Annotated in this window: 20 protein-coding genes; 7 read left to right on the forward strand and 13 right to left on the reverse strand. The window is 50.1% G+C overall.

Annotation, left to right across the window (positions count from 1 at the left end; all coding sequences use genetic code 11):
* A partial coding sequence (locus tag ACT3RR_RS21795; RefSeq protein WP_496201101.1) for a hypothetical protein occupies nucleotides 1-214 on the forward strand: 214 nt, incomplete at its 5' end.
* A 57-nt stretch (nucleotides 215-271) separates the two neighbouring features.
* On the forward strand, nucleotides 272-838 hold the full coding sequence (locus tag ACT3RR_RS21800; protein ID WP_485904232.1) for a gamma carbonic anhydrase family protein: 567 nt from the start codon (nucleotides 272-274) through the stop codon (nucleotides 836-838).
* 60 nt (nucleotides 839-898) lie between these two features.
* Here ACT3RR_RS21800 and aroE read toward each other — a convergent pair whose 3' ends face one another.
* Genes aroE through dprA form a run of 5 tightly spaced genes read right to left on the reverse strand, consistent with a single transcriptional unit; the run spans nucleotide 899 to nucleotide 4,488 of the window.
* Nucleotides 899-1,720, reverse strand: coding sequence for a shikimate dehydrogenase (aroE, locus tag ACT3RR_RS21805; RefSeq protein ID WP_496201102.1), 822 nt, complete (start codon nucleotides 1,718-1,720; stop codon nucleotides 899-901).
* A 7-nt stretch (nucleotides 1,721-1,727) separates the two neighbouring features.
* Nucleotides 1,728-2,297, reverse strand: coding sequence for an L-threonylcarbamoyladenylate synthase type 1 TsaC (tsaC, locus tag ACT3RR_RS21810; RefSeq protein WP_485904229.1), 570 nt, complete (start codon nucleotides 2,295-2,297; stop codon nucleotides 1,728-1,730).
* Entirely contained in the window at nucleotides 2,290-2,850 is a 561-nt protein-coding gene (locus tag ACT3RR_RS21815; RefSeq protein ID WP_496201103.1) for a topoisomerase DNA-binding C4 zinc finger domain-containing protein, read from the reverse strand. Before ACT3RR_RS21815 ends, tsaC begins: the two co-directional genes overlap by 8 nt.
* A gap of 23 nt (nucleotides 2,851-2,873) precedes the next feature.
* On the reverse strand, nucleotides 2,874-3,347 hold the full coding sequence (locus tag ACT3RR_RS21820; protein WP_034793645.1) for a DUF494 family protein: 474 nt from the start codon (nucleotides 3,345-3,347) through the stop codon (nucleotides 2,874-2,876).
* Entirely contained in the window at nucleotides 3,319-4,488 is a 1,170-nt protein-coding gene (gene dprA, locus ACT3RR_RS21825; protein ID WP_485904226.1) for a DNA-protecting protein DprA, read from the reverse strand. The genes ACT3RR_RS21820 and dprA overlap by 29 nt, the downstream gene beginning before the upstream one ends.
* Nucleotides 4,489-4,617: 129 nt before the next feature.
* Here dprA and def point away from each other — a divergent pair, with 129 nt between their 5' ends.
* The 5 genes from def (at nucleotide 4,618) to mscL (ending at nucleotide 9,405) form a co-directional block, all read left to right on the forward strand.
* Entirely contained in the window at nucleotides 4,618-5,130 is a 513-nt protein-coding gene (gene def, locus ACT3RR_RS21830; RefSeq protein ID WP_100935462.1) for a peptide deformylase, read from the forward strand.
* 25 nt (nucleotides 5,131-5,155) lie between these two features.
* Complete coding sequence (gene fmt / locus ACT3RR_RS21835; RefSeq protein WP_496201104.1) at nucleotides 5,156-6,091, forward strand: methionyl-tRNA formyltransferase; 936 nt, start codon at nucleotides 5,156-5,158, stop codon at nucleotides 6,089-6,091.
* Between the two features lie 74 nt (nucleotides 6,092-6,165).
* The gene (gene rsmB / locus ACT3RR_RS21840) at nucleotides 6,166-7,461 is read left to right on the forward strand and encodes a 16S rRNA (cytosine(967)-C(5))-methyltransferase RsmB (RefSeq protein ID WP_496201105.1); all 1,296 of its coding nucleotides are present in this window, start codon (nucleotides 6,166-6,168) and stop codon (nucleotides 7,459-7,461) included.
* 24 nt (nucleotides 7,462-7,485) lie between these two features.
* On the forward strand, nucleotides 7,486-8,862 hold the full coding sequence (trkA, locus tag ACT3RR_RS21845) for a Trk system potassium transporter TrkA (RefSeq protein WP_034793653.1): 1,377 nt from the start codon (nucleotides 7,486-7,488) through the stop codon (nucleotides 8,860-8,862).
* A gap of 126 nt (nucleotides 8,863-8,988) precedes the next feature.
* Nucleotides 8,989-9,405: a large-conductance mechanosensitive channel protein MscL gene (gene mscL / locus ACT3RR_RS21850; protein WP_034793655.1), complete on the forward strand. Its 417-nt coding sequence runs from the start codon at nucleotides 8,989-8,991 to the stop codon at nucleotides 9,403-9,405.
* Nucleotides 9,406-9,456: 51 nt separating this feature from the next.
* On the opposite strand, the gene ACT3RR_RS21855 is transcribed toward mscL, so the two are convergent.
* The 8 genes from ACT3RR_RS21855 to rpsM form a co-directional block, all read right to left on the reverse strand.
* Nucleotides 9,457-9,657 (reverse strand): alternative ribosome-rescue factor A, encoded by a 201-nt coding sequence (locus tag ACT3RR_RS21855; RefSeq protein ID WP_034793658.1) that lies wholly within the window; start codon nucleotides 9,655-9,657, stop codon nucleotides 9,457-9,459.
* 54 nt (nucleotides 9,658-9,711) lie between these two features.
* Nucleotides 9,712-10,128: a Zn(2+)-responsive transcriptional regulator gene (gene zntR, locus ACT3RR_RS21860; protein WP_496201106.1), complete on the reverse strand. Its 417-nt coding sequence runs from the start codon at nucleotides 10,126-10,128 to the stop codon at nucleotides 9,712-9,714.
* Nucleotide 10,129: 1 nt separating this feature from the next.
* Nucleotides 10,130-10,498 carry a DnaJ family domain-containing protein gene (locus ACT3RR_RS21865; RefSeq protein ID WP_496201107.1) on the reverse strand — a complete coding sequence of 123 codons (369 nt, stop codon included), beginning with the start codon at nucleotides 10,496-10,498 and terminating at the stop codon, nucleotides 10,130-10,132.
* 149 nt (nucleotides 10,499-10,647) lie between these two features.
* Entirely contained in the window at nucleotides 10,648-11,037 is a 390-nt protein-coding gene (gene rplQ, locus ACT3RR_RS21870; RefSeq protein WP_034793661.1) for a 50S ribosomal protein L17, read from the reverse strand.
* Nucleotides 11,038-11,077: 40 nt separating this feature from the next.
* Nucleotides 11,078-12,067 carry a DNA-directed RNA polymerase subunit alpha gene (locus tag ACT3RR_RS21875; RefSeq protein ID WP_002919219.1) on the reverse strand — a complete coding sequence of 330 codons (990 nt, stop codon included), beginning with the start codon at nucleotides 12,065-12,067 and terminating at the stop codon, nucleotides 11,078-11,080.
* Between the two features lie 25 nt (nucleotides 12,068-12,092).
* A complete protein-coding gene (gene rpsD, locus ACT3RR_RS21880; protein ID WP_034793662.1) occupies nucleotides 12,093-12,713 on the reverse strand; it encodes a 30S ribosomal protein S4 in 621 nt (206 codons plus the stop codon).
* A gap of 30 nt (nucleotides 12,714-12,743) precedes the next feature.
* Nucleotides 12,744-13,133 carry a 30S ribosomal protein S11 gene (rpsK, locus tag ACT3RR_RS21885; protein ID WP_004929731.1) on the reverse strand — a complete coding sequence of 130 codons (390 nt, stop codon included), beginning with the start codon at nucleotides 13,131-13,133 and terminating at the stop codon, nucleotides 12,744-12,746.
* Between the two features lie 17 nt (nucleotides 13,134-13,150).
* On the reverse strand, nucleotides 13,151-13,507 hold the full coding sequence (gene rpsM / locus ACT3RR_RS21890) for a 30S ribosomal protein S13 (protein WP_034793665.1): 357 nt from the start codon (nucleotides 13,505-13,507) through the stop codon (nucleotides 13,151-13,153).
* Between the last annotated feature and the right edge of the window lie 100 nt (nucleotides 13,508-13,607).

Here is a 13,607-nt window from a genome sequence, read left to right on the forward strand (position 1 = left end):
TCGGTCGCCGCTGTTTTTAATCTTTCCGACTCGTTCACTTCGTGATGTTGTTCACGTTGTTCCCTGTCGATGGAGCGGCATTATAGGGATCCCTGTTTTTTCCACAAGCGTTTTTTCGAATAAAATGATCAACTGCGTACTTTTCCACCCTTTCGTTGCGATCTTGCACGAAAAGCTGATTTTCTCTTCGATCCCAGACGCTGTAAGTTTGTAATCCCTTCTTCACGGGCTATATTCCCAAAGGATAAATGTCTTTCTAACGGGGTAATTCATGTCTCACTATCCATTGCGCACTTATCAAGGTGTGGCGCCCACCACGGGGGATCGCGTGATGATTGATCCTTCGAGCGTTGTCATTGGTGAAGTTGATCTGGCTGACGACGTCAGCATCTGGCCATTAGTGGCTATTCGGGGTGACGTAAATAAAGTGGTGATTGGCCGTAGAACCAATGTTCAGGACGGAAGTGTTCTGCACGTCACCCACCGATCCCAACATAATCCGGAGGGCTTCCCCCTTATTATTGGTGAGGATGTCACCGTGGGTCATAAAGCTATGCTGCATGGCTGCAAGATTGGCGATCGGGTTTTGGTCGGCATGGGATCGATTTTGCTCGATGGTGCGATAGTTGAAGATGACGTGATGATTGGCGCGGGGAGTTTGGTCCCCCCAGGCAAAAGACTGGAGAGTGGTTATCTCTATCTAGGCAGCCCGGTGAAGAAGATCAGGGCGCTGAGCGCCGAGGAACTCGAAGGGTTACTTTACTCATCGAATAACTATGTGAAGTGGAAAGATCTTTATCTGAACGATGCTGATCAAAAACAGCTCTTCCCGAAATAAACTCTATATAAGAAGAAACGCCTGAACGTGTTAACGCGAATCAGGCGTTTTGGCATCTAATCAGCCCAGTAAATCCTGCTTGAGTTGCTTGTGGACAGGTTCAATCTCCGGCATAACGCCATGCCAAAGATGGAATGCATGAGCGGCCTGCCCCACCAGCATGCCTAAGCCGTCCGAACAGGTTTGAACGCCATGTTCTTGCGCCCAGGTTATAAAAGGCGTTGGGCCAAGTTGATAGTACATGTCATAGATTCGGGTGTTGGCCGTTAATAAAGAAGAAGGTAAATCTGGGATCTCGCCGTGTATGCCGGAAGCCGTGGCATTGATAATGAGATCAAACTTCTCATTATCCAGACCCGCCATCGGCAAAGCGCGGATCTCCCCTTTTCCTTGAAACAGCTCGCTGAGGTGTTCTGCACGGCTAAAGGTGCGATTGACCAACGTCACCTTGCAGTGATGGGAAAGCAGCGGAAGGATCACGCCGCGCGCCGCACCACCCGCGCCCACCAGCAGGACGCGATCGTTTTCATGCAACATGTTCAATCGGATAAGATCGCTGAGCATGCCGATGCCGTCGGTGTTGTCGCCCAGCAGCCGCCCATCCTCAAGCTTCTTGAGGGTGTTTACCGCTCCCGCCATTGAAGCCCTTTCGGTCAGTTCATCTGCTTTCGCAAAAGCCTGCTCTTTGAAAGGCGTGGTCACATTCGCTCCTTTCGCCCCCTCGGCAAAGAAAGCGTCAAGATACTCGGCGAACTCATCACGAGGCGCCAGCACGGTACCGTAGGTATGCTCAATGCCAGTTTGCTCGGCGAAAAGAGCATGAATTCTTGGAGACTTGCTGTGCGCTATTGGGTTGCCAAAAACGGCGAAAGAGGGCATCAAAAATTCCTTAACCTTGGCGGAAAAGATGGCCAGTCAGCGCATCTTTGATTTCTGAAGGGTTTTGGCGTCCGCCGACATTGCCTTCCAATACTGGGAAGTCGTCGCCAAACTGTTGTTTAACTTCTTGGGCAAAGCGACAAGGCTCAAGGCCGTTGAGATTCGCACTGGTCGACACCAGAGGTTTGCCAAACCGGCTGCACAGCTCTTTGACCAAAGGATGGTCGGTGACGCGCACGGCGAGTGAAGAGAACTGGCCGGTTAGCCAAGATGGCGTCGTAGCCTTCGCGGGCATCACCCAAGTCACGGGGCCGGGCCACTGGGAAAAAATGGTCTGGCGCTGCTCATCAGTCAGGGTGCTGTCATCTATATAGGGGAGAAGCTGCTGATAGTTATCGGCGATGAGGATCAGCCCTTTCTCGCGCGGACGGCGTTTGAGGCGGAGTAACTCTTCTACTGCGAGCTCGCTATCAGGGTCGCATCCCAGGCCAAAAACGGCCTCTGTCGGGTAAGCAATCACTTGCTGCTGGTTCAGCGCATTTAGGACTTCGGTGAAATTGGTTTCTTTATCGTTATTCATCTTGATCTTTGTTTATGTCGTTTACAGCCTTGCCACATGACTTGCTGGCACAAAAGAGCTTCACTCCCTGAGCCGTTTTCTTTTCCATTAACAGCGGATACTGGCAGTGACTGCATTGCCCGGCGACAGGTTTATTGTTTATCGCAAACTGGCAATCCGGGTAACGGTTGCAGGCGTGAAAGGCTTTGCCGTACCGAGATTTACGCTGCAGAAGGTGGCCCTGTTTGCACTGCGGGCATGACAGACTGGTTTCTTCTGGTTTATCGATAGTCTCAATATGATCACATTCAGGGTAATTACTGCACCCGATGAACATGCCATAACGCCCCTGACGCAACACCATCGTGGAGTGGCATTTAGGGCATGACTGACCTTCAAGGACTTTAACAACATGCCCGTCTGCCTGACTTTTTAAAGGACGGATATACTGGCAGGAGGGGTATGTCGAACAACTAAGAAAGGGGCCGTGACGACCACTGCGGATCACCAATACAGCCCCACATTCCGGACATGTTTCATTTTGCTTTTCAGCAAAAAGTGCTGCTTTTGTCATACGTTACGCTTTATCCGTTATCTCTAATGCAGATAACCATCATTAACTTCAAATAGTAACTCTTCCATTTGCTCATAGGCATTTTCATATCCGGGGATATTGAAAAGCACCATTAAGACCACCCATTTGAGATCTTCAAGATCAAACTCTTCGGTGTCGAGAGCCATGACACGATCGATAACCATTTCTCTGGTATCGAAATTCAATACTTTTATCTGTTCGAGGAATAACAAGAAACCACGGCAATCGACATCAAGACGCCCCGCCTCTTCATTGGTATAAACACGCAATGCAAAGGGGTCTGCATCCAGTAAGTGCGATGGGGTTTCACCTTCTTGCAGCTCGGCGAGCTTTTCAAGCCAATTTAAAGCATTGTGGATATCGGTCCGATGGAAGCCTGCTTCAGCCAAATCGGCGGTTAACCTATCCTGGTCGACACTCATCTCCGCTTCGTTATGAATGTAAGTTTCAAATAAGTACATTAGTACGTCGAACATGGCCTGCCCTCCTAATTCGGACATAGCCGCCGGGTACAGCTGCGATCCATCCTGCTAACTCCAGTTCGAGTAGTTTACCTACCACGTCTGGCACAGGTTGGCCGGCACGTTCGGCGACGACGTCAACAGGTGTCACCTCATATTCTACGTTAGCCAACACATCAGCAAATGGCAATTCAACTTCGTTGTCTTGAGCATAAATAATCTCTTTTGTTGCAGATTGAACTGCTCCATGAGCAGTTTGTGACGATAAGCCACTTGCCGCCACCGGCAACCAGGTCAGCCCACTGCCAATTTGCTCTGCGATGTCATTGGGTTCAGTGACCAGATAAGCCCCCTGCTTGATAAGCCAGTGAGTCCCCACACTGGTGGCATTCTCTAACGGGCCGGGCAAGGCAAAGACGTCTCGGTCTTGTTCCAACGCATAACGCGCCGTGATGAGAGAGCCGCTACGTAAAGAGGCTTCGACCACCAGCACGCCGGCGCTCATGCCGCTGATAATTCGATTTCGTCGGGGGAAGTTAGCCGGCATCGCTGCAGTGTCAGGCCAGAGTTCTGATATCAGTGCGCCGCCGCTCTCTAGAATGCGATCGGCAAGCCCAAGGTGACTGCGTGGGTGGATCTTCGCCAAGCCGCTTCCCAATACCGCGATGGTGTTTCCTCCCGCCTCTAGCGCGGCGGCATGGCTAATTCCATCAATCCCAAGAGCTAACCCGCTAGTAATAGTAAAACCGCTACTCACTAATCCCGCGGCAAAATACTGCGCCCACTGCTCGCCGTAATCACTGTAGTTACGACTGCCGACCATGGCCAATTGGGGCGTCGCCAATACGGGGAGTTGGCCTTTGACAAACAGCACCGGCGGAGCCGAGGAGATGTGCTTCAGCATCGACGGGTAGTGTGCATCTTGCAGCGTGATGAAGTGGTGTGACTCAGCGTCTAGCCAGTTTAAAGCTGTAAAAATACGTTGAGATTCAATATTGAAGAAACGCTGGATTTGCTCTTCACTCAGGCCGTAAGAACTGAGCGATTTGGCGTCGCACCTGCCATCATCAATAAATGCGTCAACAATGTGACATATTGAGGCAGCATCTAGCCGCTTTACCGCTGACAAACGTAACCACATTTCCCTAAGTGTCACTCGCATCCTCCTTAATAAAGCCAGCTGGCTACTGCTCCAATTGGTAGAGGATGCTGTCAATCAGGACGGGAAATGTCTAGAATAGAGTCTATATATCGTCAATCATTTGAATGAAGATCCAAAAAATTTATGTCCGTATTAAACATCTTACATTTCCCAGACGAGCGTCTTCGCATTACTGCAAAGCCGGTCAAAGAAGTTAACGCCGAAATCCAGCAAATCGTGGATGATATGTTCGAAACCATGTATGCCGAGGAAGGCATCGGTTTGGCCGCAACTCAGGTAGACATCCACCAGCGTATTATCGTTATCGATGTCTCTGAGAACCGCGATGAGCGCTTGGTGCTGATTAACCCTGAAATGCTGGAACAGAGCGGCGAAACGGGTATCGAGGAAGGTTGTCTGTCGATTCCTGACCAGCGTGCTTTGATTCCGCGTGCTGAGAAAGTGAAAATCCGCGCACTCGACCGCGATGGCAAATCCTTTGAGCTTGAGGCCGATGACCTGCTGGCTATCTGTATCCAGCATGAAATGGATCACTTAGTCGGTAAGCTTTTCGTGGATTACTTGTCTCCACTGAAACGCCAGCGTATTCGCCAGAAGATGGAAAAAATGGCCAAGCTGAACGCTCGTGCTGACTGATTTTCGTCAATAACAGGAATGAGCTTTGCGCATTATATTTGCAGGAACACCTGACTTTGCAGCGCGTCATCTTGACGCGCTTTTAACATCTGAACATGAGGTGGTTGGGGTCTTTACTCAGCCAGACCGCCCTGCTGGCCGTGGCAACAAGCTGACACCTAGCCCGGTAAAAACCTTGGCTCTCGAGCACGGCATTCCGGTATTCCAACCGAAGTCATTACGCCCGGCAGAGAGCCAACAGCTGGTCGCTGAACTTAATGCGGATGTAATGGTGGTGGTGGCTTATGGATTGATCCTGCCGCAGGCCGTGTTAGATATGCCAAAACTGGGCTGCATCAATGTCCATGGTTCACTGCTGCCGCGCTGGCGTGGTGCGGCGCCGATTCAGCGTTCTCTGTGGGCGGGCGATAGCCAAACTGGCATCACCATCATGCAAATGGACGTTGGTCTGGATACCGGCAACATGCTGCACAAAATCGAATGCGATATTGAGCCGCAGGATACTAGCGCCACGCTGTATAACAAACTTGCAGAACTTGGCCCGACCGGCATGCTGGCGACATTGCAGCAGTTAGCAGAAGGCACGGCGCGTCCGGAAGTTCAGGATGAAGCTCTGGTGACCTATGCCGAAAAGCTGAGTAAGGAAGAGGCGCGCTTAGACTGGTCGCTCTCCGCCAAACAGCTTGAGCGCTGCATTCGCGCTTTCAATCCGTGGCCAATGAGCTATTTCGTCATTGATGAGCAGCCGGTAAAAGTGTGGCAAGCCGAGGCTCTCAGTCAGCAAACCTCAGCCCAGCCGGGCACGATAATTGCTGCTGGAAAAGCCGGGATACAGGTTGCTACTTCTGACGGTATTTTGAATATCTTGCAATTACAGCCGGCAGGCAAGAAAGCAATGTCAGTCCAAGATATCCTTAATTCACGCCGTGAATGGTTTATTGAAGGCAATATTCTCGCCTAATCATTGCCAATCGTACCCGGCCATCCGCCGGGTCATTTCCTTCTAATAAGCTGACCTTTGCAGCCTTTCTGACTATGAAAACAACCTATAATCTCCGCAGCATCGCTGCAAAAGCCATCAGCCAGGTTCTTGATCAAGGCCAGTCTCTTTCTACCGTATTACCAGGGTTACAAAAGAGTATTTCCGAGAAGGATCGCGGTTTGCTGCAAGAGTTGTGCTTCGGGACGTTGCGCGTTCTGCCACAGCTCGAATGGTGTCTGCAGCAGCTGATGGCTAAACCCCTCACTGGTAAGCAGCGTACTTTGCATTATCTGCTGATGGTGGGCATCTATCAGTTGGTCCACACGCGTATTCCCGCTCACGCCGCATTAGCTGAAACCGTTGAAGGTGCCGTGGCGCTGAAACGCCCGCAGCTGAAAGGTCTGATTAATGGCGTGCTGCGCCAATTCCAGCGCCAGCAGGACGAGTTGATTCAGCGAATGGAGAATACCGACAGCCGCTATCTGCACCCTAGCTGGCTACTGAATCGCATTAAGAAGGCTTACCCAGAGCAGTGGGAATCCATCATTGAGGCAAATAACCAGCGTCCGCCAATGTGGTTACGCGTCAATCGCATCCATCATTCACGCGATGAATATCTGGCTCTGCTTCAAGCCGCCGGCATCGATGCTGCTCCGCATGCAGAATATGCCGATGCCCTGCGACTGTTAACGCCTTCCGCCGTAACCGAATTACCCGGTTTTGCCGATGGTTGGGTGACGGTGCAAGATGCCTCTGCCCAAGGCAGCGTTGATCTTCTTGATCCCCAAGATGGTGAGATGATCCTCGACCTGTGCTGCGCGCCGGGCGGGAAAACTACCCATATTCTGGAAGCCGCCCCTAAAGCCCACGTGCTTGCGGTGGATGTTGATAAGCAGCGGCTGGTTCGCGTAAATGAAAACCTTCAACGGCTAAAATTACATGCCGAGGTCAAACAGGGCGATGGCCGCGAGCCTCAGTCTTGGGCCGGCGATCGTCAGTTCGACAAGATTTTGCTCGACGCGCCATGTTCTGCGACCGGCGTGATTCGCCGCCACCCAGACATCAAGTGGCTGCGCCGTGACAGCGATATTGCCGAGCTAGCCGGGTTGCAGCGCGAAATTCTCGAAGCCATTTGGCCACGTTTAAAACCTAATGGCGTGATGGTTTATGCAACTTGCTCAATCTTGCCAGAAGAGAATAGCCAGCAGATCAAGGCCTTCCTACGTGACCACCCGGAAGCTAAGCTGGTTGAGACTGGCGATTTGGAGAATCCGGGCAAACAGAACTTGCCACACGCTGAAGATGGCGACGGCTTCTATTACGCTAAACTGATTAAGTCAGCGAAGTAATTTCTAAGCGAGAATGAGCCTCTTATGAAAATTATTATTCTTGGTGCCGGACAGGTTGGCGGGACGCTGGCTGAAAACCTGGTGGGTGAAAACAACGACATCACCGTCGTTGACACCAACATGTCGCGCTTGCGCCAGCTGCAGGATAAGTTCGACCTGCGAGTGGTTCAGGGATATGGCTCGCACCCAAGAGTGCTGCGCGAAGCCGGTGCAGAAGATGCCGATATGCTGGTTGCGGTGACTAACTCCGACGAGACCAACATGGTAGCTTGTCAAATCGCCTATTCACTTTTCAACACGCCAAACCGAATCGCGCGCATTCGTTCTTCTGAATATATTCGTGAATCAGAAAAGCTCTTCAAGCCCGAAGCCGTGCCAATTGACCACCTTATCTCCCCTGAGCAGCTGGTTATCGATTACATCTACAAGCTGATTGAGTATCCGGGCGCTCTGCAAGTGGTCAACTTTGCCGAAGGTAAAGTCAGCATCGCGGCGGTTAAAGCCTATTACGGCGGCCCATTAGTCGGCAGTGCCCTGTCATCCATGCGCGAGCATATGCCGCACATCGAGACGCGCGTTGCCGCTATCTTCCGCCAAGACCGGCCTATTCGGCCACAAGGCTCAACCATTATTGAAGCAGGTGATGAGGTCTTCTTCGTTGCGGCGTCGCAGCATATTCGCGCCGTAATGAGCGAGCTTCAACGTCTCGAGAAGCCTTATAAACGCATCATGATCGTTGGCGGCGGTAATGTCGGCGCAGGCCTGGCCCAGCGTTTAGAAAAGAATTACAGCGTAAAGCTTATTGAGCGCAATCAGCAAAGGGCAGCTGAGTTAGCCGAAATCTTGCAAGACACCATCGTATTTTACGGCGACGCCTCGGACCAAGAGCTGCTCGCAGAAGAGCATATCGAGCAGGTCGACGTATTTATCGCCATCACCAATGATGATGAGGCCAACATCATGTCGGCCATGCTGGCCAAACGTATGGGTGCCAAAAAAGCGATGGTGCTCATCCAGCGTGGGGCATATGTCGATTTAGTGCAGGGCAGCGTGATTGATATCGCTATTTCCCCACAGCAAGCGACCATCTCGGCACTGCTTGGTCACGTGCGCAAAGCGGATATCGTCAGCGTCTCCTCTCTTCGCCGCGGCGTGGCGGAAGCCATCGAAGCTATTGCTCACGGTGATGAAAGCACTTCACGCGTTGTTGGCAGAACTGTTGAACAGATCAAGCTGCCGCCTGGTACCACCATCGGCGCTATCGTCAGGGGTAATGAAGTTATTATCGCCAACGGAGCAAGCCGCATTCAGCAGGGCGACCACGTGATCATGTTCATCACTGATAAGAAATTCGTGCGAGACGTCGAGAGATTGTTCCAGCCGAGTCCATTTTTCTTATAAAATGCCACCGGTGTTTGAATATTTATCAATGAATTGGAATCAATTCTTCAACTTTTGTAGCGCGGACGCAACAAATGGTCTTTACTTTGTTTGACACAAAGTATCGATTTGCCAAGGGGATATTTTATGAGTTTTATGAAAGAGTTTCGTGAGTTTGCCATGCGTGGCAATGTTGTCGATCTTGCCGTCGGTGTGATCATCGGTGCAGCATTCGGCAAAATTGTGTCTTCGCTGGTCGCAGATATTATTATGCCACCACTGGGCCTGTTAATCGGCGGGGTGGATTTCAAGCAGTTCGAATGGGTTATACGCGAAGCTCAGGGCACAGTGCCTGCGGTTGTCATGAAGTATGGCGTGTTTATTCAAAACATTTTTGACTTCGTGATTGTTGCTCTGGCTATCTTCTGTGCAGTCAAGTTGATGAACAAAATGCGTCGCAAAGAAGAAGCCGCGCCAGCTGAACCACCAAAACCAACGGCAGAAGAAACCCTGCTAACAGAAATCCGCGATTTGTTGAAACAACAACAAACGCCAAGATTGTAAAATCAGACTTCTCATAATTAAAAAAGCCATCATCAGATGGCTTTTTTAACGCTAGAAGGACAGTGCTAAGAACCCGAATAAATGCTTAGCACTGCCCTCCTGATAACCCTTCTTGCCGTTCTTCTCTTTTCTACGATAACTGCCTTTGCCTTTGAGATTCTTTTCTACTCGCTGTCTGAACAGTGGATCATGCAACAGAGCCTGAATTGCGTTGTCCTGAATGACACCTTTTTGATGCTTATAGCTACTCATGTTGACCTCTTAATTAACTTTATTGTTTGGCTTCTTCATAATGAGACACGGAGCTTATTTCTCTTTAACAGCCCCTGCCTCTAGCGCCTCAAGAATAGAGCAACTCGCGCTGGAATGCGAAGAGCCACAGCACGCTTTGCTTAGGCGCGTCAGTGAATCCTTCATTCGCTCTAATTCACTCAGCTTTGCTTCCACTTCTGCCAGTCGACTATCAACAATAGACTTGGACTCCTGACAAGTATGATGCGCCGGATCGATTCGCAAAGAAAGTAGCTCCTTGATAGCCTCCAGCGTAAAACCTGTGGTTTTGGCATAACGAATGAAGCGCAGGCGCTGCAAATCGCGATGATTATATTGGCGATAGCCGGAATCGCTTCTTTCGCCACATTCCATCATGCCCTGCTTTTCATAGTAGCGAACCGTGTCTGTGGACACGTCTGCTAACTTAGCAAGCTCACCTATCTTATACATGCTACTTACCTCGCAATCTTTCAAGCAGCGGATTTTGATAATCACCGCGTAAGAAGTCGGTATTCTGACCAGCCTGATGCAACCTTAGTTCAAGCAATTTTACTCTCTTCTCTAACTCAGTAAACATGGCGTCATCTGCGGTCAGGGTTTGCAGTAAGGTATTTAGCTCCAGAGCTTCCTTTCTGTCCTGCAGTTCGGGCGGCAAGAAACCAGAGTTCTTCAGAATTCGATATGCCATTCTTAGTTCAAGCGGCACGTCACTATCATCATCAAGAAGCAGGGGGCTACCGGCGCCGGGCAGATTATCCAATTCACCTTTATTTATAGCTTCCACAATTTTTTGCTCAGCCATAGCATCACCAAGAAACATAATCTCTCCCGTTAGCGAAGTAATGTTTATGAGAAAAGGATAACGGCTGGATAGGAAAAAGTTAGAGAAAAGATGCTTTCAAAAGAAGGTGAGAAACTGTAGGCGTAAAAAAACCGGGCAAGTGCCCGGTTTTTTCATGCATCTACAGATTATTCAGCAGTTGCTACTTCTGCTTGTGACTCTGCACGATCAACGAGCTCGATGTATGCCATCGGCGCATTGTCGCCTGCACGGAAACCACACTTAAGAATACGAGTGTAACCACCGGCACGGCTCGCGAAACGCGGGCCCAGTTCATTAAACAGTTTTGCCACGATCTCGTTATCACGAGTACGGGCGAATGCCAGACGACGATTTGCAACGTTGTCGGTCTTGGCAAGAGTAATCAGCGGCTCAACAACGCGACGCAGCTCTTTCGCTTTCGGCAGGGTCGTCTTGATGATTTCATGACGAACCAAAGAGCCGGCCATGTTACGGAACATAGCCTGTCTGTGGCTGCTGTTACGGTTCAGTTGACGACCACTCTTACGATGGCGCATGACCTTATCCTTCTCAGTAAAACCTTAACCTGTGATCCGGTTACTCGTCAGCGATGCTTGCTGGTGGCCAGTTTTCTAGGCGCATGCCCAGAGACAAACCACGGGAAGCAAGCACATCTTTAATCTCAGTAAGAGATTTTTTACCAAGGTTAGGCGTTTTAAGTAGCTCAACCTCAGTGCGCTGTACCAGATCACCGATGTAGTGGATTGCTTCTGCTTTGAGGCAGTTAGCAGAGCGGACAGTCAATTCCAGATCGTCAACAGGGCGCAACAAGATTGGATCGAATTCTGGCTTCTCTTCTTTAACTTCCGGCTGACGTACATCACGTAAATCAACGAAAGCTTCAAGTTGTTCAGCAAGAATGGTTGCCGCACGACGGATCGCCTCTTCAGGATCGATCGTACCGTTGGTTTCCATTTCGATAACCAGCTTGTCCAAATCGGTGCGCTGTTCTACACGCGCTGCTTCAACATTGTAGGCAATACGCTCTACAGGGCTGTAGCATGCATCTACTAACAGACGGCCAATTGGGCGCTCATCTTCTTCCGAATGAATTCGGGCAGACGCCGGCACATAACCACGACCGCGCTGAACTTTGATACGCATGCTAATAGCAGCGTTCTCATCGGTCAGGTGGCAGATAACGTGTTGCGGCTTGACGATTTCGACATCACCATCATGGGTAATGTCGGCTGCAGTCACAGGGCCAATGCCAGACTTATTCAGGGTAAGAATAACTTCATCTTTCCCTTGAACTCTCACCGCCAGCCCTTTCAGGTTGAGCAGGATCTCCAGGATATCTTCCTGTACGCCTTCTTTGGTGCTGTACTCATGCAGTACACCATCAATCTCAACCTCGGTCACCGCGCAACCCGGCATGGATGAAAGCAGAATACGGCGCAGTGCGTTGCCTAAAGTATGGCCAAAGCCACGTTCTAAAGGCTCAAGGGTCACCTTGGCGTGCGTCGAACTGACTTGCTCGATATCTACCAGGCGCGGTTTTAGAAACTCTGTCACAGAACCCTGCATTGTGTCCTCTCTTTGGTACTAAGCTTTACTTAGAGTAAAGCTCGACGATCAGGTGTTCGTTAATGTCAGCAGACAGATCAGTACGCTCAGGCTTACGCTTGAACACACCTTCCATCTTCGCAGCATCAACTTCAAGCCAAGTCGGCTTTTCACGCTGTTCAGCCAACTCCAAAGCGGCCTTAACGCGAGATTGCTTTTTAGCTTTCTCACGGATGCTGACAACGTCATTCGGAGATACCTGATAAGAAGCGATGTTAACAACGCGACCGTTTACCATAATAGCTTTGTGGCTAACTAACTGGCGAGATTCCGCACGAGTAGCGCCGAAGCCCATACGATAAACAACGTTGTCTAAACGCCCTTCAAGTAGTTGCAACAGGTTTTCACCGGTGTTGCCTTTCAGGCGAGCAGCTTCTTTATAATAGTTACGGAATTGACGCTCTAAGATGCCATAGATACGGCGAACTTTTTGCTTTTCACGCAACTGCACACCATAGTCAGATAGACGCGGTTTACGCGCACCATGCTGACCAGGAGCTTGTTCAATTTTACACTTGGTATCGATCGCTCGAACGCCAGATTTAAGGAATAAATCTGTGCCCTCACGACGGCTAAGCTTGAGCTTAGGACCCAAATATCTTGCCATTTTCTCTCTCCAACAATCCTAAAAGCAGCGTTATACGCGACGCTTTTTCGGCGGACGACAACCGTTATGAGGGATAGGAGTCACATCAGTAATATTAGTGATGCGGAAACCAGCCGCGTTTAACGCGCGGATAGTAGACTCACGACCAGGACCAGGTCCTTTAACCATAACTTCCAGATTCTTGATACCGTATTCTTTCACTGCGTCAGCGCAGCGCTCTGCTGCAACCTGAGCTGCGAACGGAGTGGATTTACGAGAACCACGGAAACCGGAACCACCAGCTGTTGCCCAACCCAAAGCATTACCCTGACGATCGGTAATGGTTACAATGGTGTTGTTGAAAGAAGCATGGATATGAGCCACGCCGTCAGAGACTTGTTTTCTTACACGTTTACGTGTACGAACAGGTGCCTTTGCCATTTATTCAATCACCCCGATTATTTCTTGATCGGTTTACGCGGACCCTTACGGGTACGTGCGTTAGTCTTAGTACGCTGACCGCGCACTGGAAGACCACGACGATGACGCAAACCACGATAAGTCCCAAGGTCCATAAGACGCTTGATGCTCAGGGTGACTTCACGACGCAGATCACCTTCAACAATGAACTTGGCAACTTCGTCACGCAGCTTTTCGATTTGCTCTTCAGACAGCTCACTGATCTTAACATTTTCAGCAATACCAGACGCTGCACAGATAGCCTGTGAACGGGTTTTACCGATGCCGTAGATCGAAGTTAATGCGATCACGGTATGTTTTTGATCAGGAATGTTAATGCCTGCTATACGGGCCACTATGCACTCCTACTATTTATATACGGCAACACCATTCTGAAAAGCCCGTTTTCAGGATACTCAAATAATGTTGCAGCTTACATACAAAAGATTGGCTGGC

The sequence above is a fragment of the Ewingella sp. AOP8-B2-18 genome, assembly GCF_052376015.1.
In the GTDB taxonomy this organism is placed as follows: domain Bacteria; phylum Pseudomonadota; class Gammaproteobacteria; order Enterobacterales; family Enterobacteriaceae; genus Ewingella; species Ewingella allii.

Bases quoted from the DNA above. Each gene is read 5' to 3' on its own strand.
- def (WP_100935462.1), top strand. From the start codon at position 4,618: ATGTCCGTATTAAACATCTTACATTTCCCAGACGAGCGTCTTCGCATT.
- ACT3RR_RS21855 (WP_034793658.1), bottom strand. From the start codon at position 9,657: ATGAGTAGCTATAAGCATCAAAAAGGTGTCATTCAGGACAACGCAATT.
- ACT3RR_RS21875 (WP_002919219.1), bottom strand. From the start codon at position 12,067: ATGCAGGGTTCTGTGACAGAGTTTCTAAAACCGCGCCTGGTAGATATC.
- ACT3RR_RS21815 (WP_496201103.1), bottom strand. From the start codon at position 2,850: ATGACAAAAGCAGCACTTTTTGCTGAAAAGCAAAATGAAACATGTCCG.
- rpsD (WP_034793662.1), bottom strand. From the start codon at position 12,713: ATGGCAAGATATTTGGGTCCTAAGCTCAAGCTTAGCCGTCGTGAGGGC.
- rpsK (WP_004929731.1), bottom strand. From the start codon at position 13,133: ATGGCAAAGGCACCTGTTCGTACACGTAAACGTGTAAGAAAACAAGTC.
- mscL (WP_034793655.1), top strand. From the start codon at position 8,989: ATGAGTTTTATGAAAGAGTTTCGTGAGTTTGCCATGCGTGGCAATGTT.
- rsmB (WP_496201105.1), top strand. From the start codon at position 6,166: ATGAAAACAACCTATAATCTCCGCAGCATCGCTGCAAAAGCCATCAGC.
- tsaC (WP_485904229.1), bottom strand. From the start codon at position 2,297: ATGAATAACGATAAAGAAACCAATTTCACCGAAGTCCTAAATGCGCTG.
- ACT3RR_RS21800 (WP_485904232.1), top strand. From the start codon at position 272: ATGTCTCACTATCCATTGCGCACTTATCAAGGTGTGGCGCCCACCACG.
- rplQ (WP_034793661.1), bottom strand. From the start codon at position 11,037: ATGCGCCATCGTAAGAGTGGTCGTCAACTGAACCGTAACAGCAGCCAC.
- ACT3RR_RS21865 (WP_496201107.1), bottom strand. From the start codon at position 10,498: ATGTTTCTTGGTGATGCTATGGCTGAGCAAAAAATTGTGGAAGCTATA.
- trkA (WP_034793653.1), top strand. From the start codon at position 7,486: ATGAAAATTATTATTCTTGGTGCCGGACAGGTTGGCGGGACGCTGGCT.
- ACT3RR_RS21820 (WP_034793645.1), bottom strand. From the start codon at position 3,347: ATGTTCGACGTACTAATGTACTTATTTGAAACTTACATTCATAACGAA.
- zntR (WP_496201106.1), bottom strand. From the start codon at position 10,128: ATGTATAAGATAGGTGAGCTTGCTAAGTTAGCAGACGTGTCCACAGAC.